19 protein-coding genes are annotated in these 19575 nt (G+C 51.0%); 2 read left to right on the top strand and 17 right to left on the bottom strand.

All coding sequences use genetic code 11. The annotated features are described in order from the left end of the window. Nucleotides 1-44 precede the first annotated feature (44 nt). Entirely contained in the window at nucleotides 45-548 is a 504-nt protein-coding gene (locus BUE18_RS18820; RefSeq protein WP_028315276.1) for a hypothetical protein, read from the top strand. Between the two features lie 868 nt (nucleotides 549-1416). On the opposite strand, the gene BUE18_RS18830 is transcribed toward BUE18_RS18820, so the two are convergent. Further along, on the bottom strand, nucleotides 1417-1968 hold the full coding sequence (locus tag BUE18_RS18830) for a zf-TFIIB domain-containing protein (RefSeq protein WP_073477731.1): 552 nt from the start codon (nucleotides 1966-1968) through the stop codon (nucleotides 1417-1419). Between the two features lie 472 nt (nucleotides 1969-2440). Further along, the gene (locus BUE18_RS18835) at nucleotides 2441-3088 is read right to left on the bottom strand and encodes a TetR/AcrR family transcriptional regulator (protein WP_073477732.1); all 648 of its coding nucleotides are present in this window, start codon (nucleotides 3086-3088) and stop codon (nucleotides 2441-2443) included. 512 nt (nucleotides 3089-3600) lie between these two features. Between BUE18_RS18835 and BUE18_RS18840 the strand changes: the two genes are divergently transcribed. Then, entirely contained in the window at nucleotides 3601-5058 is a 1458-nt protein-coding gene (locus BUE18_RS18840) for a 4-hydroxyphenylacetate 3-hydroxylase family protein (protein ID WP_073477733.1), read from the top strand. Between the two features lie 41 nt (nucleotides 5059-5099). Here the strand turns inward: BUE18_RS18840 and BUE18_RS18845 are convergent, their stop codons facing one another. The 15 genes from BUE18_RS18845 to BUE18_RS18920 all read right to left on the bottom strand — a co-directional run bounded on the left by BUE18_RS18845 (nucleotide 5100) and on the right by BUE18_RS18920 (nucleotide 19341). After that, nucleotides 5100-5657: a metal-dependent transcriptional regulator gene (locus tag BUE18_RS18845; RefSeq protein ID WP_073477734.1), complete on the bottom strand. Its 558-nt coding sequence runs from the start codon at nucleotides 5655-5657 to the stop codon at nucleotides 5100-5102. Nucleotides 5658-5829: 172 nt separating this feature from the next. Beyond that, nucleotides 5830-6528, bottom strand: a complete 699-nt coding sequence (locus BUE18_RS18850; protein WP_170868407.1) for a nickel/cobalt transporter — start codon at nucleotides 6526-6528, stop codon at nucleotides 5830-5832. Between the two features lie 311 nt (nucleotides 6529-6839). After that, nucleotides 6840-7457: a DUF1007 family protein gene (locus BUE18_RS18855; protein WP_073477736.1), complete on the bottom strand. Its 618-nt coding sequence runs from the start codon at nucleotides 7455-7457 to the stop codon at nucleotides 6840-6842. Nucleotides 7458-7902: 445 nt separating this feature from the next. Continuing rightward, nucleotides 7903-8703, bottom strand: coding sequence for a DUF4198 domain-containing protein (locus tag BUE18_RS18860; RefSeq protein ID WP_073477737.1), 801 nt, complete (start codon nucleotides 8701-8703; stop codon nucleotides 7903-7905). A gap of 47 nt (nucleotides 8704-8750) precedes the next feature. Next, entirely contained in the window at nucleotides 8751-9074 is a 324-nt protein-coding gene (locus BUE18_RS18865; protein WP_073477738.1) for a hypothetical protein, read from the bottom strand. An 18-nt stretch (nucleotides 9075-9092) separates the two neighbouring features. Further along, complete coding sequence (gene feoB / locus BUE18_RS18870; RefSeq protein ID WP_073477739.1) at nucleotides 9093-11570, bottom strand: ferrous iron transport protein B; 2478 nt, start codon at nucleotides 11568-11570, stop codon at nucleotides 9093-9095. Continuing rightward, on the bottom strand, nucleotides 11567-11791 hold the full coding sequence (locus BUE18_RS18875; protein WP_073477740.1) for a FeoA family protein: 225 nt from the start codon (nucleotides 11789-11791) through the stop codon (nucleotides 11567-11569). The genes feoB and BUE18_RS18875 overlap by 4 nt, the downstream gene beginning before the upstream one ends. Before the next feature lie 314 nt (nucleotides 11792-12105). Next, nucleotides 12106-12360, bottom strand: coding sequence for a GGDEF domain-containing protein (locus tag BUE18_RS18880; protein WP_083611142.1), 255 nt, complete (start codon nucleotides 12358-12360; stop codon nucleotides 12106-12108). Nucleotides 12361-12950: 590 nt separating this feature from the next. Next, a complete protein-coding gene (locus BUE18_RS18885; RefSeq protein WP_073477742.1) occupies nucleotides 12951-13166 on the bottom strand; it encodes a transposase in 216 nt (71 codons plus the stop codon). Nucleotides 13167-13214: 48 nt separating this feature from the next. Then, nucleotides 13215-13391 carry a hypothetical protein gene (locus BUE18_RS28025; protein ID WP_170868408.1) on the bottom strand — a complete coding sequence of 59 codons (177 nt, stop codon included), beginning with the start codon at nucleotides 13389-13391 and terminating at the stop codon, nucleotides 13215-13217. A gap of 207 nt (nucleotides 13392-13598) precedes the next feature. Then, nucleotides 13599-14027 (bottom strand): hypothetical protein, encoded by a 429-nt coding sequence (locus BUE18_RS18890; RefSeq protein WP_073477743.1) that lies wholly within the window; start codon nucleotides 14025-14027, stop codon nucleotides 13599-13601. A gap of 23 nt (nucleotides 14028-14050) precedes the next feature. Further along, a complete protein-coding gene (locus BUE18_RS28335) occupies nucleotides 14051-14482 on the bottom strand; it encodes a hypothetical protein (protein ID WP_073477744.1) in 432 nt (143 codons plus the stop codon). Nucleotides 14483-15949: 1467 nt separating this feature from the next. Further along, complete coding sequence (locus tag BUE18_RS18910; protein ID WP_073477746.1) at nucleotides 15950-17359, bottom strand: RHS repeat domain-containing protein; 1410 nt, start codon at nucleotides 17357-17359, stop codon at nucleotides 15950-15952. 105 nt (nucleotides 17360-17464) lie between these two features. Then, entirely contained in the window at nucleotides 17465-18493 is a 1029-nt protein-coding gene (locus BUE18_RS18915) for a transposase (RefSeq protein WP_073477747.1), read from the bottom strand. Between the two features lie 47 nt (nucleotides 18494-18540). Next, complete coding sequence (locus BUE18_RS18920) at nucleotides 18541-19341, bottom strand: hypothetical protein (protein ID WP_280173710.1); 801 nt, start codon at nucleotides 19339-19341, stop codon at nucleotides 18541-18543. Nucleotides 19342-19575: the final 234 nt, after the last annotated feature.

Below are 19575 nucleotides of genomic sequence, written 5' to 3' on the forward strand. Positions count from 1 at the left end.
ACTATCGCATCTTGGCGTTAAAGCGACATCGGGAGATTATACATATGGGACGCATCAAAGATTTGTACACAATGGTCAAGGAACGCCGCCTGGGATTCGTCATGGACGAAGTCATGAGCGGAGACCACGAATTCATGCCCGGCATGGGGCCGGAAGGCAGGCTCCCCTTTGAATTCCGGGTGACCTGGGGCCCCAGGCATTTGATCAAATGGATCAATCCCCTGGGCGGGGCGTTCATGACTCAACCTTTGGAAGGGACGGTGACCGTGGGGGGGATGTGCACCAGGGTTCCCTGCTCCGGAACCCTGGAGCTGGCCTATTTTACGGAGGCCAAAATTCGGTACACCTTTGAATTCGTTTTCGGCGGAAAAACCTATCACTTTGTGGGAGAAAAAATCCACATCAGGCCTTGGAACCTCCATGTTAGCCACACAACGTGTTACGGAACCCTTAAAGAAAAGGACACAGGCAAGCCGGTTTCCAAGTCCGTGACCCACTTCAGATTCCGGACCACGCCCGCCTTTCTTGCCAGCCTCCGATTCGCCTGAGGCCCAGCCTATCGTTGATAAAGGCTCATCATCATAACTCCGTCAAAAACGAATCGCCCAAACCAGCCCGGTTGAAAACCCTCTTCAACCGGGCTTTTTTTCGTCAAAGGCAAAAACCTAAAAGCATGCCTTCGGCGAGTCGCTTTTTTGAAAAAAAGCTCCGCAAAAAACTTGAGATAGCGCTTCGCGCAGGGAAATATGAAAAGAATTCCCGCGCCCCCTTGGATGGGTTGCATAATGATAACCCTTCCGAACCTTTCAATGGCCGCCATCCGTTATACTTCATTGCTGCTGCCGAAAAGAATCCAAGGCTCTTGTTTTGGGCGCCCCGGACAGCGCAGTTCGCTGCTAGTGTAAGACACTGGATTCCCGATAAAAACACTCGGGAATGACGGATAACTACTTTGACAGGCACGGGAGCCAGTCACTGCAGGCGTATTCATCAACCTTGAGGCCCGTATCGCCGAGCGGCCATGGTGGAGCCAAGTGCGTATCATATTCAGATGGATCATTAGGGCATTGAAAGCCTAAAACGCAGGGCAAGCCCTGAAACTACAAATCATATCCAGCTCAAGTGGCTGATTGAGGCAATGCGTCCACATGGCTTGTAGTATATTGAAACGCGCATTGGGCGTTCAAGGACAGGCGCGGGGGCCTGTCGCTGCATTTCCTTCTTGGGGATTTGCCTTTTTTAACCTTCTCAGCCCTCGCGCGAAGCGCATTTGAAAAGTTTTGATCAAACTTTTTCAAAAGTTTGCCGCCGGAGGCATGCAGTTCAGCAGTTTTCTTTGCCGCCGGAGGCACGCAGTTCAGCAGTTTTCTTTGCCGCCGGAGGCATGCCTTTCCTGCTTTTTCCTCTTTTATGTTTTCAGGCTTTGTAAGGGCTGTCGTCGCTTAAAAAGTGAAGAATGGCCTGGCGCTTGGGATGGCCGTCCAGCCAGGATCTGATTTCCTTGATTTTGCTGTAATCCTGATCGCCGAATTTTTCGGCGTACAGGGCGTCGAGCGTTTGGGAATTTTGCTCCTGACGCACTCCCGCCTGCCAGGGAGCGGTGAAGACCGAGTTTATTTCGTCGTGGAGGTTGCGGTCTTTCATGGCTTCCCATTCATTGGCGTCCAGCCAGACGCCTCCACAGCCGCCGCAACGGTCGATTTTAAAATCCAGGCCGTGCCCCACCTTGTATTTGACCATAAGACGCGAGCATTCCGGGCAGAATTTGGCCTTTTCCACGTCGTGGATTTCCAGGGAAATGTCTGAAAACGGCTTTTCCGGGAGGGTTTCGCCATGCTTTTCCAGCCAATGGGAGTAGTCGTTTGCCACGATCATGCGGCCTCCGCATTGGGCGCACGAGTAGGCGACGAGATCTTGTTCCAGTTTTTCCCGGGTTAAACCGGCATTTTTACAAACAGGACAATCCATGGAATCCTCCACAACAGTTATCAGGGGCGATTTGAATAATTAGCGACATTTGATCATGGGCATAATAGCACCATAATGGCAGTTTTTCAATTGGCGGGAACAATGGATTGGAGAGGTGATGCAACAGGCATGGCAATTGGGGTTTGAAGCGGTCGGAGGGCCTGAAACAGTTTTGGAGCGGGCAGACAGAAGTCAAGAAACCCCGTCCGCCCGCCGGCCTTTCCTGATTCCTTCAGTCTTTGCGGGCCGCACCTTTTGTTGCTAAAGCAACCCAGGCAAACACTACTTTCCTGGGCCACCCAAATCCCCAAGCATATAGCGACGCATACGTCCGGAAATGGCCCTCTTTTAAAACCGTCCCGGTTTTGCACGCAGCGCCATTTTAAAGTTTTGATCAAACTTTTTAGCCGCTTTGCGGCATATAGAAAAAGAGTTTACCGCCGGAGGCATGTTTTTTTTGCTTTTTAATTTTTCAGATTTTGGCGGCGACGGGGCCGAAGACGGTGCGGCAGATGTTGTCCGTGAACGCATCCGCGTCGATGCTTCTGTCGAAGAGCAGGCTTGGCAGGACTACGTGCTCCACGGTTCCCAGGATGGCCTGCATGAGAAACCAGGGAGACACATCGTTCATTATTTCCCCGTTTCTAATGCCTTCCTGCACAATGGAGAGGATCAGGCCGCAGTATTCCTTGACGATCAGGTAGGTTTCGCTGTCGTAGTATCCGGGGAAGTTGCGCACTTCTATAAGCAGGATTTTGGCGTGAATCCGGTCTTTGTTCCAATTATCCAGGGTGCGCCATATGAGTTTGCGCAGCTTTTGCAGAGCGCCGGACACGGCGACCAGGTCGGTGTAAAACTGCTGCAGGGATTTTTTTTGATGCTCGGCAAGGACGTAGTGGAGCAGCCCCCGTTTATCGCTGAAATAACGATAGATGAGAGATTCATTCACGCCGGACACGCGGGAGATTTCAGCGGTGGTGATGGAGTTGAAATCCTTCTCCGCCAGCAGTTCCTCCAAAGCCATGGCCAGTTTGATTTTCCCCTTTGGCGTGGATTGCGTCCTTTGATAAGGCGTAGGGGCCTTTTGCCCGGCGGTCGAAGCGGCTTTGCGATTTCCCATATACGTGTATGCCTTTGCTGTTTGCCTGATCTTGCGTCCTGATGAAATTATTTTCCGCGCCGTCTCCAAGCGTAATCCGTTCACATTTCCGGCCTGGCAAGCAGCCCTCCTGATTCACATCGGTCCTTATAAGCGCCGGCCGGAAGATCTTACTGGCCTTGGGTCAGGCCGCCTAACATAGCGTTATTTTTTTCATCCTGTCAAACGGAGTTGTTTGAAGCCAAGCGTTTTGCGGCGGGCTTCAAAAACCGGGAACACGGCGCCGATTGCTCTTGCCGTCCATGCGATGAGCCGGCTGATATTCAGCCGCCCCGGCTTGCTGATTACCCGCACACTACGGGGGGGGCTAAAAGGATTTGACATGCTCCATTTTGATTGTATAGTATTACTTACCTTTATGCAAGTATTTGATGCTTGCATTTTTGCAAACAACCCAATCGCCCCTGCGATGACGAAAAATCGGGGGCGGCAAATCGCAAAAACAACCGCGGGACCCAAAGCGAGGAAAAGCCATGAAGATCAAATCCGCCTCCGATTATATGGAAAGCCTGAAAAAACTGTCCCCCGTGATTTATTATAAAGGGGAAAGAATCGAAGACGTGACCGCCAGTCCGGCGACCGCGCCTCATGTGCGGGCTGCGGCCATGACCTACGCATTAGCCAACATGGAGGAGTACGGTCATTTGGCCGCGGCGACGTCCCACTTAACGGGCCGAACCATCAGCCGGTTCACCCATGTGCATCAGAACGTGGACGACCTGATCAAGAAGGTCAAGCTGCTCAGGGTTTTGGGCCAAAAGACGGGGACATGCTTTCAGCGCTGCGTGGGCTTTGACGGCATCAACGCCATGTATTCCGTGGCTTATGAAATCGATCAAAAACACGACATGGGGTATTTCGAGCGTTTTAAAAAATGGCTGGTCCGGATTCAGGACGAGAACCTGATGGTGGTCGGCGCCATGACGGATCCTAAAGGCGATCGGTCCAAAGGCCCTGCCGAGCAGCCGGACCCGGATCAATACCTCCATGTGGTCAAGCGCACCAATGACGGGATAGTGATTCGGGGGGCCAAGCTGCATATGACCGGCGCGGTCAATTCCCACGAAATTTTAGTCATGCCCACGACGGCCATGGACGAATCTTCCAAGGATTACGCCGTGGCCTGCGCCTTGCCCGTGGACGCCCCGGGGGTGACCATGATTTTCGGCCGCCAAGCCAACGACAGCCGCCGGGATCTTGAGGAAACCATTGACGCGGGCAAGCCTTCTTTCGGCATTGTGGGCGGCGAGGCGGTGATAGTTTTTGACGATGTTTTCGTGCCGTGGGAAAACGTCTTCATGGACGGCCAGACCGAATTCACAAGCAGCCTCGTGTATCGCTTTGCAGCCCATCACCGGGCGAATTACGGGGCCTGCAAGACCGGGCTCATGGACGTTCTCACAGGAGCGGTGACCTACCTCGCCCAAATCCAGGGCTCGGCCAAGGGCTCGCATGTGCGGGACAAAGTCACGGAGATGATTCACTTAAGTGAAACTCTTTACAGCTCCTCCATCGCCTGTTCCGCAGAGGGGAGCCCCACCCCTTCCGGGGCCTTTATGGTGGACACTATGCTGGCCAACGTGTGCAAGCACAACGTCACCCGCTTTCATTTTGAGGTGGCGCGCCTGGCCGTGGATCTTGCCGGCGGGTTCATCGCCACCCTGCCCAGCGAGTACGATTTTCGCAACGAGGAAGTGGGGCATTTGATCAAAAAATACTTCTCCTGCGTGGACGGGCTGCCGGTGGAGGATCGGGTGAAGATAGGCCGGTTGATCGAAGCCATGACGGGCGGGACCGCCATGGTGGAGTCTATGCACGGCGCGGGTTCTCCCCAGGCCCAACGCATCATGATATTCCGGGAAGGCAAATTAAACGAAAAGATCCAGTTCGCCAAGGCCTTGGCGGGAATACCGTCGCGGGCGAACAAATAAAAGCAGGATAAAAACAGGCCCCAAAAAATGCGCTGTTTAAATCAGGCGTCCGGGATGGGATTTGAATTCATTTTGCAGGGAAAGGCGCACATTTTGTCCGTCTCCGTGCAAACGTTGGGAGTGTTCCCGCGTTTTCTGAACTCTTCAAAATGGTCCAGCCAGCCTTCACCGGCTCTGGGGCATACGTGAATGAACTCCAAAAAATCGGTGAACGATTCCAGGGTTTCCGGGCTTAATCCGTGCTCCATCTTGCAGGCTTCGTCGTCCGCTACGGCTTGGTCTATACGCAGGATGTCCGTGAGGAACTGGTACAAAATTTCGTGCCTGCGGCGCATTTCCTTGCCCACCTTCACGCCGTCCGAGGTCAGACGCACATACTCGTATTTTTCGTAATGCACGTATCCTTTTTTACCCAGGGTTTTCAGCATGCTTGTCACGGTGGGCATTTTCACGCCCACAGCCTTGGCGATATCCCGGACGCGCACCACTTCCTTTTCCTGATTCAGGTGGTAAATGGTCTCCAGATAATCCTCCATCACGGAGGTCAAGGGTCTTTCGTCCTTGGCGGGGGCCTTTTTGGGCTTTTTTTCCGTTGCCATGAGCGCCTCACATATGAGTTTATTCTAACAGCATTTCTATATTCTATCGTATAGGGATCACGGAGCGGTGTCAAGGTCGGCGAAACGGCAAGGCCGGATCACGCTTCCCGGTCCACACCTCACCTATAGCCGCCATTTGTTTTTCCAATAAGCAATAAGAGAACCGGCCATGTCAGGAATGCAGAGCCGCCAGGAACAGCAGCGTTCCCAGCGAGGTCAGCATCAAGGCCCCGAGAAGCTCCACAGCAACAAATATTATTTCCGCAGAGGCGAAGCGTCCCGCGGTCGCGGCCAGGCTTTTTTTCCCGAAGTGCCCAATAAGCACCACGCAGGCAATGGTAATGGCCATGCCCAGAATCTGGGTGATTGAAAGAACCACGCCCAGCCACAGCATGCCCATGGAAAAACAAAACAGCATGACGAAAACCACTCCCGGGCACGGGACCATTCCCATGAAAAAAGCAACGGAAAATATCCTTTTCCAGGAAAGGGATTGGATGGGATAAGCACCCTGCTCCGTCTGCCCGGAGTCTTTCTCCCCGGCGTCCCGTCCTTTCCTGATCTTAAGCAAACCGCTGATAAAAAGGACGGCGCCCAGGACTGCCAGGGCGCCATAGCTGACCAGTTGAACCACATGGCTGGTTCGCTCCATGGATTGGGAGACGCCGGTTTCCAGGACAAATCGCGCGGCAAACACGATCAGGATTCCCGACATCCCGTGAAAAAAGGCTATCAAAACGCCCAGGGCGATCACCCTTTCCACGCCCTGCCTTTGGGTGAGAATGTAGGAGCCTGCCACGGCTTTTCCGTGTCCGGGCCCGGCTGCGTGCAGAATCCCGTACAAAAAGGTAATAGCCAATAAAGGCAGCAAGGGCGCGGCCGACCTTTGGTCTCTGGCCTCCCTGACCAGGCAGGAGATTTTCTGGTTTAACCGGGCTTGGATGACTATAATTTTGTCTATAAAGGGATAGTTGAACCACGACTTCGATGGCTTTGATGTTGTTTCAGGCGTCTGTTTTTCCTGGGAAGCGGGCGTTCCTTTTTGGACGGTCTGATCTGACCTGGGTTTAAAAAACGGGTTTTGGGCCTGGGCCGCCGTTTGCCCCGCAAACGGCAATCCAATAAAAATTAATAATATTAATAGTATTAATAATATTAATAGTATATTACACTTTAGAATATTCATTCTTTCAACCTGAAACGGATTTCCGTTTCCCAGGGGTGAAGCATGCCGAAATAATAGGACTTGTCCTGATTGACTTCCGTTTTATGCTCAATCAGGAATCGCTCCCCGTTCGTCACGGAAATGGGTTTCTCCGCAAAGGTGAGGGCGGAGTAAAAGGTGGGATCGTATTGGGCGATGGTGACTGTCTTCCAGCTCGTAATGGCCTTAACATGGCAGGGGATGAAAAAATCGTACACCAATTTTTCGCCGTCCAGGCGGGCGTTGAAGTCCTTTACGAACTGCGCCTTAAAAGGCTCTTTATTTACGGAAATTTCGGTGAAATAATGATGCTCCTTCAGATGGTCGAAAGCCTGTTCCTTGATCATGGGGATGTGTTCCGGCTTCATGGCGTAATCCGAAATTTCCAGCATATCTTCCAGGATGACAATGGTGAACATTTCGTCAAACACCCAGGTGGACCGAAAACCGGCCAGTCCGGCCTCATCAAAGACAATCTCTATCTTGTTTTCAACAAACACATGGGGATGGGCGCTGACCAGGGACGGAAGCAAGAACAGGCATGCAAGGACTAATCCTGCGGCTGTTTTACTGCAGAACTTGAAAAAACGAGGCATATTGTTTTCCGCAAACCTCCCTGTCGGGAATCATATAGGTTTGCCGAGAATTGCCATGCCCCTTCCGTTATGTCAAGGCCGTAGTCTGTTCCGTCTCTATAAATATTTTGCTTTTTGTGAAGCATCTTCCATACATGGCGCGCTACAATTTTCACACTCGCCGCGGGCGGAAAGGTTTGCCGGACATGAGCCGCAGCCGCCGCAGCCGCACCCTGGCTCTTTGTTCTGAAGGGCGGCGCTGAATCGTCTGACAAGATACCGGCAGGAAACCAGCACTAAGATTCCTACTATGATTGCGTCCATACTACTTTTTCCTGCCGCTTAAAAGGAACTTCCAGGGGCGGCCCCGGCAAGGGCCGCCCCTGTTTTACGGAACTTTTTGCGATGTAATGGCTGTTTCTGTTTTTCGGCTGTCCCCGGTTAGTCGAGTTCCCGGGAGCAGGTCTTATTTCATGTCTCTGACCTGCACCCAAATGACGGCGTCCTGGGAGAGTTCCTTGCCGTCATGCTTATCCTGGGCGCCCGCGCCCAAAGCGCAGAATCCCCACCAGCCGGACTTGGGCAGGCCAAAGGAGAACTCGCCGTCGGCGTTTGCCTTGATGCCCATGGTCACAAAAGAATCCTGGGGGGCTTCCGCGGCCGCGGCGGCGTCAAAGGCGTTTTTGTCCAGGTTGGGATTGTGGTTCAGGTATTCCACTTCGATTTCCGCGTAAGGAACGGGCTTTCCGCCGCCCATGACCACGCCGCGGAACACGTTGCCGGTCCACAGGGCGTAGGGTTTGTCCAGGGCGACTATTTCAGCGGGCAGGCCCAGCTCAGCGTCCCAATCCGTGGGAAAGCCGCCGGTGTTCACGACCATCTTGGTAATCTGCTGGATGTAAATGTCCTCCTCGGCTTCGTAATAGGGCGCCGGAACCAGCACGAATACGTTGTCGCCCATGCCCCGCAGCTTATAGGAGGATTCAAAGGCCTTGCCGCTGTTGGTCAGGCTTTTCCAGGTGATGGGCTTGAGCGTATCCTTAAGGTCCTTTTTCTTCTCCTTGCGGACCACGTAAAACTCCTCCGGAATTCCCATATCCATGGTGTGGCCGGCTTCAAAGGGATGGGTGAAGACCAGCTTCAGGGGGATTTCCTTGCCTTTATCCAAGGCGGATTCCGGGGTGTAGATCATTTGAAAATGCGCGAACGCGGGGGCGGCTATGGTGATGCAAAAAAAGGTCGTCAAAAGGGCCAAAGATTTTTTCATTGTTTTTACTCCTCCTCCAAAGTGTGTTTTGATTTGGGTGTATGCCGCTATTCCGTGATTTCCGATCCATTCACTTCCACAAGGTGGCCCGGGCCTGCATCGAATTCCACTTTGTAATCCGCAGCGGGCTTGTCAAAGCTGTACTCGCTGTCTTCGTCCATTTTGCCCTGGTTCAGGACCTTGCCGTCCTTGTCCACAATTCGGATTTCCACGCCGGACGCCGACGATCCGTCGGAAAAGCCGCCTTCGCACGTGATGGTTCCATCTCCATTGTCGTAGCAGGAGCACAGAGGAGTGTGGGCGAAAGCGACGCCTCCCAAGAGGAGTCCCGCGCCAGCGATTGTCAGCATGATTGTTTTTAATGTCTTCATAGTTTCTTTCTCCTTTTCTCAAACATATTCCGTTTTATTTTTGACCAAGCCCATGGCGATGGCGGCCGCCAGGGCCAGTCCGTAAAAAGCCCACATTGCCTGCATTCCGGTAAGCCCAAGGGCCGTTCCGCCCGAAAAAACAAGAACCGCCGCGGACAATCCCAGGCACATGGGGTAGACCATGGAAAACAACATCCACTTGAATGAGCCGGTCTGGACCTTGACGGCGATGGTTGTGGCCAGGCAGGGGGGATACAGGACCATGAACAGCATGAGCGCCAGGGCGTGAAGCGGGGTGAAGCCTTCGGAGTCGTTTTCCATACGCTGCTCCAGGGTCTGGTTTTCCTGGCCGGATTCGTCAGGCTGATACAAGGCGCCCAGGGTGGCGACGCTGCTTTCCTTGGCGGCCAGGGCGCTTAAAAGGGCCACATTGACCTTCCAATCAAACCCGGCGTACCGGGTCACCGGCGTAAGGGTTTTGCCCAGTTTTCCAAGAAAGCTATTGTTGATGCGTTCCTTTTTCATTTCACGCAGCAGCTTATTTCTGGCCTTCACCAATTTTTTGAATTCCCGGTTTACTTTTTTATCTTCTTTGTTCTGGGGTTGAGCGATGGAAAAAAACACAGGGTTCCGGCTTTGGAAGTTTGCCTGGAGAGTCCTCATGGCGTCCTCTCCCTGGGTCATCATCTTGGCCGCTTTGTATTCTTCCCAATAATTGACCATGTCCATGAGGGCGCCGCCCTGCAAGACAGCGTGATGCTCCGGATAGTTTTCGATTTTTTGGTAAAACCGGGCTATGGCTTCCTCCTTGCCTTTTTCGTAGAAGTCCATGCGTTCCGAATTGAGGCCGGGGAATTGAAGCAGGGCAAAAATCACAACCGCAACAGCGGCGACAATGGTTGTAATTTTCCGGATGAACAACCAGACCCGCTCTACCGCCCTGCCCAAAACCCCGCGCAAGGCGGGAAGGTGGTACGGAGGCATTTCCATGACAAAGGGGGCGGTTTCCTTATCCTTGAGAACCGTCAGGGTAAGCAATTTGGATACGGGCAGGACCATTAAAAGACTGATGGTTGAAATAAAAAACATGGCCCAGGCTTTGTGCGCTGCAAAATAGATATTGATCAAAAGCACGTACAAAGGCACCTTGGCCAGACAGTTCAACAAGGGAATGATAAGGATGGTGGCCAGCCGGGAGCGTTCGTCGGGAATGCCCTTGCAGGACATGACTCCGGGCACGGCGCAGCCGCCCACGTAAATTCCGCCCAGAACCATGGGCAGGGTGGACTGGCCGTGAAGGCCGAATCGCCCGAACAGGCGGTCCATGATAAAGGCCATGCGCGGCATGTATCCCGAGTCCTCCAAAACGGCGATAAGCGCAAACAGGATGAAAAATATGGGAATGTAGTTTAGCAAGGCGTTTATGCTGTCTACGAACCAAAGGGAAAAAGCCCTTAACAGAGGAATTTCAATAAAACCGGGGACGGGGGTCAGGGATTCCACCAGACTCCGCAGCTTTGCCAGCAAGGGCCAAGTGTAGTTGGTAAGGTTGTAGCCCTGGACGATGGCGAGGTAGTATAAAAGCCAGATAACCCCCACCAGAATCACCGGCCCTGCAAAGCGATGGCAAACAACGCCGTCCACTTTGTCCGTTAAGGTGCGTTTGTCAGGATCCAGGTTTATGATGCTGGTTCTGGCGATATCCTCCGCAGTTTGATACCGCCTTTGCGCGATATGCACTTCGGGAGCGGCGCCGTGTCTTTCTTCGAATCTACTTCTCAGGGTTTCGACGTAAGAAAGAAACGCCCCAGCCCTGACATGCCGCCCCTGGACAAGGCCGGATATCGCTTCGTCCCCTTCCAGCAACTTCAGGGCGAACCAGCGGATCGGGTATTGGGCGCCGATGGCGGCGTCCTGAAAAAGCTGCTCCTCAATATCCTTGATATAGGGTTCAAGCGCGCCGTAGTCTATGCGCACGGACTGGCGCTTATTGCTTTGGGCTGCGGCGCTCTCTATGGCCAAAAGCAGCTCGGTCTTGCCTTTGCCCTTTTTCATGGATGTGGGAACGGCTTTGACGCCGAGACGCTGCTCCAGGTTCTTAACGTCGATTTCCACGCCGCGCTTTTCAGCCACGTCCATCATGTTCAACTCCAGAATCATGGGGATTTCCATCTCCATCAACTGAAAGGACAAATACAGGCTGCGCTTGAGGTTGGAGGCGTCCGTCACGTTGACCACCACGGCAGGCTTTTCGTGAAGAATGAAATCCCTGGCCACGCGTTCTTCCGGAGAATAGGACGTGAGGCTGTATGTTCCCGGCAGGTCCACCACCTCGAATCGGGATCCGTTGTGTTTAAACCAGCCGGTTTTCTTGTCCACGGTTACGCCGGGATAATTGGCCACATGCTGGCTGGCGCCTGTGACGGCGTTGAAAACCGTGGATTTGCCGCAATTGGGCTGGCCGGCCAGCGCCACAAGGATATTGCCCGGCTTCATAAAACCTCCACTTCCACAAATCGCGCTTCGTCATGGCGAAGGCTCATGCAGTATCCGTCCAATTCCAGCTCCATGGGGTCTTCCAGGGGGGCGTTGCGCAGCACCTTGACCCTGATGCCCGAATACACTCCCATGTCCATAAGGCGTTGTCCGAGCTTGTCCCCTATGGACAGTTTTTTAATTCTGCAATGGCTTCCTGGTTTTATTTGGTCCAAAGTCATGATGATTCCTCTAAGAAGGTTCGAAGTTTTGGCCCCGGCCGGACGCAACAATTAACCCATAGAAAGTTTATGAGCATTAAATCATTAAGTTAGTTTATTCTAAATTAATGAGATGAATCCATCTTTCATTTATGCAGCTTTTTGTCAAGGGCTTTTTCCCGCCTCCCCGCCGCAGGTTCCCAATCCCCCCGAAAAAGCAGCTATAATTCTTTAAAACCTGGCGTCTACGAACCGGTTATAAGGCCGGAAAAGGAAAACTCGTGAAAAACCTGGCGGCCGTTGCATGAAACCCGGTTGCGCCCGGGGTTTTTGGATTAATACAAGGCCATGTCCGCCTGTTTGATCAGCGTGGAAAGGCGGGCCGCTTTGTCTCCCAATTGAGCCGCGCCGAAGCTGGCGGAAAAGGTCGCCTTGACGCCGTTGAGGTCGTGGGGTTCTTTGACCAGGGGCATGCGTAGCCTTTCCGCGACGCGGCGGGCGCCTCCTTCGTTGGTGTCGGGCAGGAGAATGGCGAATTCATCTCCTCCCATGCGCCCGAATACGTCTTCCTTGCGCAGGAGCTTTTTGATGACGGCGGATAGGGGCGACCCGTTTCAAACAACTCAAGATGCTTCTTCATGCAAATCATGTCTTTCAACGATGCTTCCGGACGCAGGTTTTTTTCCGGTCTTTTGCGAGGCATAGCCGGAGGAAAAGGCTGCGAGTTATTTATTTGTCGGCGCCTATCTTTATTAAACAAAATAAAGATAGATTATTCTAATTGAAAATCCCAAAAAACGCGCCGGTATCTTTTGGGAATCGCTCCCGGATTCGGCGCTCTCATGCTTCCTGCCGTTTTGTTGGCCCTTTGCCTAAAGGGCGTGTAGTTTGGAGTTTCGATTTATTCGACCACGGGTTTCGCGCCCGATAGTTAGACACTTCTAATAATTTTTGTTATATGTATAATGACGCCCTGTCAAGCGGTTTTTTAAAACAGAAAACATGCTGTGGCATAACGCAGGGGCATTGTTTCCGGGAATGACGGGGGAGGCGGCGGCCCGCGGTTTGTCCAGCATGCCCTTGATAACTCACCCGAACGTTATTGAGCCACGCTAAATCAATATCATTCAATATTTAGCTATGATTTCAATATGATAAATGAAGGGATGCCCCCCTAAAACTACGCGGCCGCCGGGCTGCGGAACAGAAAATGGGCGTGGTTATCCATGAAAACCCAGGCGTAGCAGGCGGTTTGGGTTTCAGGCAGCACAGATGCGAGGCGATCAACCAGGGCGTCCCGGTCCTGGTCATCGGAGAAAATCGGTTTACGCTCGATGCCCCGGACCATCACATGATGCAATAATCCAGGCGCGTCTAATCGGGATTGGCGAGGCATAATAGCCTCCTTTTACATCAAGCCAACCCTGAATGTCAAGTTAAGCAATTAATCAAAGACGTCCCCAAAAATATTCTCGCCCAGATCCATTTCCGCTTCCGTGATGTCGGGATAAATCGATGAAGAGGCCAGCTCGAACTTGTATATGCCCTTATGGATGACGGAGGTGAATTCCCTGGCGCCGAAGGTTTCCTTTTCCAGGGTCGGCAGATCAGGCTGCGCCATATTGGCGCCTTACGGGCCGATAAAGTATTAATAAACTATGTTAAATTGATATTGCAATGACTGAATTTATGCATTATTTCAAATTGATATAAAGTTAGTGGATTAGTCAGGGACGTCCCCGAGAAGTCCAAGATAAATTAGTATTGTGTCCCCGGAATTAGACAGGAGGCATTATAGGATGTCCCCTAAAACGTTTCGGGACACACCTCAGTTACCTCGGAATATGTCTAAATCATTTCTTCTTTTTGATAGTTTTTTTAAACCAATTTCTCTATCCCCCCAAGCAGCAATGAATAGTAAAAAACTATCCCCATCATTTGAAAAGTCAAAAGTGCATCCACCAACCATCTTTAGATCAATAAAAGCACATGTTCCTTCATTCTCAATTTGTCTTCCTAACATTTTATACAACTCGTCTTGGCTAATAATATAAGAAATGTTTCGAGATCCAATATTGAACATGACAAGAAACAAATCAACCTTCCACTCCGCTAATATAGCGCAAACAATGCTTATTAAATCAGCTTTGCTTAAGTGGCCAATCTCCCCACAAAGCCTTGGCTGATTTGCATGAATAACTCCCTTTGCCCATGCCTGAATAATTGCTGTTAAATCTCTACTAATCAATGTTTTCATTATTACGTCTCCCATTATGAGCTTTAATATGATGAAGATGAACTTCCGTTGTTATAATACTTGATCTGATCATATTTGTTTTTTATCGGTTCATTTGTCGCTGGATCAACCTTCGGCTTTGCATCATGCCAATGCTTATCAGGATGCTTTGCATCTGCATTATGGTGAGTTTGAACCCTTGGTTTACCGTCTGAGCCCTCAGTTACATACTGCCGATTATCTCCTGATCCAGTTTGTGAATCCGCACTCCGACTCGTTGGTGAATTATTTTTTCGCATTGCATCGCGCCTTGCTTGTCGTGATGTTCTCTCCGGGGAATTCGAATCGCCATCATCGTCATCTCCTCCATCTCCTCCATCTCCTCCATCTCCATCGCCATCATCATCACCGTCACCACCATCATCACAATCAGGAATATCATCCATGTGGTCATAAAAAAAAGCAATAGCGATCATTGAGCCAGCGAGGGCATCAGCCGGCCCGGGAAGAGGTGTATAATTCTTGGGGACGCCCCTTAATAAGATACTAAATAGCCATTTACTAGTTTATTAAGGAACGTCCCCGAAAAAATTGGCCAACTGGATCAGCCGCCATGTTTCAGGATTTACCTCGGTGGATTAATTGTCGCCATCCCCGAGGGTTAGGGAGTGACTTGGTTTGGGTAGCCCCGGCAGAGCTGTATCCTGCCGGGATCGCAGAACGACATGTTGTTCAGACGAAATGCTAATGAAATCCGTTTCTGAACAGGAAAGTTGCTAAAAAACAAACATCATTTCAATTAGATGTAAATTTAGTTTGTTTGGAATGGACGTCCCCTAAAATCCCCGTCCCCTAAAATCCCGAAAAAAGGTCTCCTGCCGACGGTTGCCCCGCTGCGTCACGTGGTGGGGATATCCCGGAGCCACTATCCGTGCTATTCGAGCCATACCCCTTCCTTGTCACACCAGCCGCTTGAGATCAAGATAAATAAGTATTGTGTCCCCGGAATTCCCCCGGACGAAAACCCCAAAAATAGGTATTGTGTCCCCGGAATTCACCCTTATATAACGTCCGTTACAAAGTAACTAACCGGGACTTTCGGGGACATCCTATAAGATACTAAATAGCCATTTACTAGTTTATTAAGGATGTCCCCGAGACTTCTCAAAAACCCCAAAAATAGGTATTGTGTCCCCGGAATTCTATTGACAGGAGACATTATAGGATGTCCCTGAGAATATACCCCTTCCTTGTCACACCAACCGCTTGAGATCAAGATAAATAAGTATTGTGTCCCCGGAATGTCCCCCGAGAATATAACAGTAGGCCTATTTTTAGTCCCATCCAATAACACAGCCCAATTGAAATAGATAGAATACCAACAGATAAGTGAACATTGACGGATAAAAGACTTAATGACACAAAGTATACAAATTTCTGCCCTAAGCAAACAAAACATACAAAATCCATAAGCAGCGACCCTATGAGCATTCCGAATACGTAGTAAATACTACAACTTAAATACGAAAAAAACTTTAAAAAAACAAATGTAGATAATATTGTAATAAAAAACATGATTATAATATCATATATAATAAGATAGCTGCATGTCGCAATTATTCTATATACTTCCACCTTGATTTCACAAATACTCTTGAGAATAGTCTTTGAAAAACTTGTTCCAACATAGAGCTGAGAAATTTGACTATGGATACTAATGAATATTAAAAATATGGTTGCTCCATGTAACACACTTATAATCTGAGCCATTTTAAATTTAATCTTTTTGAACATTTATAAACTCCTTGTTGTCTGTTCGGACAATGGCAGAGGACGTCCAAATTACATAGGTCTAATAGATAAAGGTAGCCTTTTATTTCAAATAGTTCTTTTGGCATTGTTGAACTTTGAAATGAGGGCTATTACCTTCGTCCACATTATTCCTACTCTGGTGGGAGGTTACATAACCAAGTAGTACAGGCGACATACCAATTATGCCACAATCCTGTTGGATTTATTGCTTGAGCCGCAGCCTTACAACACTCTTGGCATCCCTCCCATTTGTCTTCGCAAGAATCGTTTGAATCATCCATCTCGGCACACTCTTTTATTGCCTTTCCATTTTTCTTTAATTTCTTAATTGCATCTTTAAAATCCCCAGGACTTTTGGGAATTTCTGGGAGTTTCGGTTTGCACCCCATCAGCCCCTCTGGATCAATCAAATTGGCCGGATTTCCTGTTACATAGCAATATAAGTTCACCCCACCTTTAGTCCCAATCGTATCTATCCTAACATATCTTCCTATTTGAGGAATGTAACTGCGAGTGAAGTTATAATGAAGCCCAGTTTCCGCATCAAAATACTGGCCCGGAAAGCGCAGGTTGTTCTCGATGGTGGAGCCTGCGTCCACCTCGGCTTCGCCGAAGGCGTGGTAGACCGCAGACCAGACCACGGCGCCGTTTTCGCTTACCAACTTTTGGGGCGTTCCCAGGTGGTCGTTTTGGTAATAATAATACTCCGAATCCTGGACCATGAAAAGAGGATTCGTGGTCCAGGTGGAATTAGGCTTGTATCCATAAGACTTTATTAAAGTCCCTTCAGCCGAAAATTCCCCGACCAGACCTTCGTCCGAGTAGAAATAGCAGGTGCGGGTTCCGTTGACGTCCTTCCACAGCCTGCGGCCGAAGGGATCGTAATAGTATTCCGCGGCAACGCTTCCATCCCCGTCCTCCACTCGGATCAGGCGGTCTTCCACATCGTAGAAATAATTGACGGCCTCTGTTCCATTGGTTATGGACGTGGTGTTTCCGTTGTCGTCGTAGGTATAGGTCACATCCCCATGGCTGACCAACTCGTTATTGGCGTTAACCAGGTAGTCCTGAACTCCGCCCAGTTCCGTGAGGCGGTTGCCCACGTCGTCGTAGGTGTAGCCTTCATCGTCCAGCGAGGGATTATCCACGGAAGTTAGCTGGTACAACTCGTCATAGGCATAAGTGTAGTCTCCATCCTCCGTTTCCTTGGACGTGATATTGCCCATCAGATCCCGGGTATATTGGTAGTCCATAACCGTGTTTTGGGCCGGGTCCATAGCCGCAATGGACTGGGTCTGCATGAGGGCGTCATAGGAATAGGTTCTGACCGCGCCTCCCGGATAGGTTGTGGAGACAGGACGGGTCCAGTTGAACACGTTGTTGGTGATGGCGCCCTGGCCGGGGATGTCCATGCTCACCCATTGGTTGGCGTTGTCGTAGGTGTAGGTGTAGGTGACGCCGTCCGGGCCGGTGTAAGATTCCTTAAGGCCGTTCTTGTAATAGGAGTAGGAGAATTCCTTGGCGAACAGCCCATAGTCCATCGCTGCATTGGTTTTCCGGTAGAGTTCGTCGTAAGTGTATGTTCCGGAGGTGACGCCGTCGTCGGTTTTAGGGGACGTCCCTGACTATTCCACTAACTATCCATTTTACGAAGAGAGGCCCGACTCACAGCCATCCAAGGTGTAATCGTTTACCAGGGCTATCCGGCGTCCGCGTTCCACAGCGCGTGCTATACCGGAACTGGACAGTGAAAGCTCTATGGCCAACTCCGCCTGGGAAACTCCCAATTTTCTTGCAGCCCAATAGCAATAGAGGCTCCGGGCATCAGCCAACGGCCGCGTCCGGATTTTTCTGAGAACCCATTCCGGGTCCACTCCGAAAAGGCCCGAGGCCTTTTCCAACGCGCTTGCCTTGTCTATGCCTTTGGCTGCCAGAAGATACTTGGCGGAAAGGTTTTCCTTGGCCTGAGTCAGGATCGACCGAACAAAATCACCGTCCCCCAGAATTCGCTGGTCGCTTTTCTGCCTGGACTCCTTGGACGGAAACGAGGCTTTCACAGCGTCCCATCCTCCCAGGCTCCGAACCAGGCCGCCCCCTGTCAGATCCTCTCGCCTGCCCATGGTCAGCCCGGCCTTCACAAAATCGTTGTAGCGCTTGCGGGAGGCGCGCAAGGAGCCTCCAAAAGAAGCCAAAACAAACTCCGCATCTTGCCAAGGGCATGGACCTTTTCCCAGGAGGACCCTATGACCGCAATACCGGTGGGCTGCAAGGCCCTTGAGGTCGGAAACCGCTCCCGCTCTCAGGGGATTCAGATGAATGTATCGGACCAGTTCTTTAAAATAGGCGTTTTCCTGGCACAGCACGGTCTTGAACCGATTTTGAAACAAGGGGCCATGACGGAAATGCCTGCGATTGAAATATCCGGCGTATCCGGTCATAAGGCGGCGCATGACGTGGGAGATTCCAGCCGGCGGACTGCGAAACAGAAAATGAGCGTGATTGTCCATGAACACCCAGGCGTAGCAGGCGGTCTGGGTTTCGGACAGAACCAGGGCGAGACGATCCATCAAGGCGTCCCGGTCCTGGTCGTCGGAAAAAATCGGTTTACGCTCAATGCCCCGGATCATCACATGATGCAATAGGCCGGGAGCGTCTAATCGGGATTGGCGAGGCATAATACCATAACCTTACACCAATCCCTCATCCGCGTCAAGTTAGGCGATTAATCAGGGACGTCCCCTAGAATAGGACGGGTCCAGTTGAACACGTTGTTGGTGATGGCGCCCTGGCCGGGGATGTCCATGCTCACCCATTGGTTGGCGTTGTCGTAGGTGTAGGTGTAGGTGACGCCGTCCGGGCCGGTGTAAGATTCCTTAAGGCCGTTCTTGTAATAGGAGTAGGAGAATTCCTTGGCGAACAGCCCATAGTCCATCGCTGCATTGGTTTTCCGGTAGAGTTCGTCGTAAGTGTATGTTCCGGAGGTGACGCCGTCGTCGTAGGTCAGGAGATTGCCCAGGCTGTCGTAGGTAAATAGAACGGTCTTGACCGCGTTATCCCAGTCGGACGATTCATAATACTGCACCTGGGCCAGCCTGTCGGCATCATTGTATGTGTAGACGGTTTTCTGATTTTTGGCGTCGATCTTTTCGGTCAGGCTGCCTCGGCCGTCGTAGACGTAGGAGGTTTCCTGGCCCATGGGCCGGATTTCCTTTACCAGCCGGTTATTTTTGTCATACTCAAATTGGGTAAGATTGCCCTCCCCGTCTTCCAGGGACAGCATGTTGCCGCGCAAGTCGTAGGAATACTTGACGGTTGCGCCCGTAGCGTCGGTTATGCTAACCAGCCTATTCAGGGCGTCGTATTCGTAGGTTGTGACACTGCTTTCCTTGTCCGTGACGGCAACTGGACGGCCTAAATCATCGTACTCCATATAGGAAGTCCTCGAGTCGGATTCATCCAGAATATCTGTGGCCGCGACAACCCGGTCCCGCTGATCGTATTCGAATTCCGTGGAGTATGTAATTCTTGGGGACGCCCCTTAATAAGATACTAAATAGCCATTTACTAGTTTATTAAGGAACGTCCCCGAAAAAATTCCGGCGCAGAAGGTTTCCATTTCCAGGGTCGGCAGATCAGGCTGCGCCATATTGGTGCGTTGCGGACCGATAAAGGATTAATAAACTATGCTAAATTAACATTATAGTGAATGGATTTATACATTATTTCAAACAGATAAAAAGTTAGTCACTTATTAAGG

The sequence above is a fragment of the Desulfatibacillum alkenivorans DSM 16219 genome, assembly GCF_900142135.1.
Taxonomy (GTDB): domain Bacteria; phylum Desulfobacterota; class Desulfobacteria; order Desulfobacterales; family Desulfatibacillaceae; genus Desulfatibacillum; species Desulfatibacillum alkenivorans.

Excerpts from the sequence above, each read along its gene's own strand:
- BUE18_RS18820 (WP_028315276.1), top strand. The coding sequence starts at position 45 with ATGGGACGCATCAAAGATTTGTACACAATGGTCAAGGAACGCCGCCTG.
- BUE18_RS18830 (WP_073477731.1), bottom strand. The coding sequence starts at position 1,968 with ATGGATTGTCCTGTTTGTAAAAATGCCGGTTTAACCCGGGAAAAACTG.
- BUE18_RS18835 (WP_073477732.1), bottom strand. The coding sequence starts at position 3,088 with ATGGGAAATCGCAAAGCCGCTTCGACCGCCGGGCAAAAGGCCCCTACG.
- BUE18_RS18840 (WP_073477733.1), top strand. The coding sequence starts at position 3,601 with ATGAAGATCAAATCCGCCTCCGATTATATGGAAAGCCTGAAAAAACTG.
- BUE18_RS18845 (WP_073477734.1), bottom strand. The coding sequence starts at position 5,657 with ATGGCAACGGAAAAAAAGCCCAAAAAGGCCCCCGCCAAGGACGAAAGA.
- BUE18_RS18855 (WP_073477736.1), bottom strand. The coding sequence starts at position 7,457 with ATGCCTCGTTTTTTCAAGTTCTGCAGTAAAACAGCCGCAGGATTAGTC.
- BUE18_RS18860 (WP_073477737.1), bottom strand. The coding sequence starts at position 8,703 with ATGAAAAAATCTTTGGCCCTTTTGACGACCTTTTTTTGCATCACCATA.
- BUE18_RS18865 (WP_073477738.1), bottom strand. The coding sequence starts at position 9,074 with ATGAAGACATTAAAAACAATCATGCTGACAATCGCTGGCGCGGGACTC.
- feoB (WP_073477739.1), bottom strand. The coding sequence starts at position 11,570 with ATGAAGCCGGGCAATATCCTTGTGGCGCTGGCCGGCCAGCCCAATTGC.
- BUE18_RS18875 (WP_073477740.1), bottom strand. The coding sequence starts at position 11,791 with ATGACTTTGGACCAAATAAAACCAGGAAGCCATTGCAGAATTAAAAAA.
- BUE18_RS18885 (WP_073477742.1), bottom strand. The coding sequence starts at position 13,166 with ATGCCTCGCCAATCCCGATTAGACGCGCCTGGATTATTGCATCATGTG.
- BUE18_RS28025 (WP_170868408.1), bottom strand. The coding sequence starts at position 13,391 with ATGGCGCAGCCTGATCTGCCGACCCTGGAAAAGGAAACCTTCGGCGCC.
- BUE18_RS18890 (WP_073477743.1), bottom strand. The coding sequence starts at position 14,027 with ATGAAAACATTGATTAGTAGAGATTTAACAGCAATTATTCAGGCATGG.
- BUE18_RS28335 (WP_073477744.1), bottom strand. The coding sequence starts at position 14,482 with ATGATCGCTATTGCTTTTTTTTATGACCACATGGATGATATTCCTGAT.
- BUE18_RS18910 (WP_073477746.1), bottom strand. The coding sequence starts at position 17,359 with ATGGACTATGGGCTGTTCGCCAAGGAATTCTCCTACTCCTATTACAAG.
- BUE18_RS18915 (WP_073477747.1), bottom strand. The coding sequence starts at position 18,493 with ATGCCTCGCCAATCCCGATTAGACGCTCCCGGCCTATTGCATCATGTG.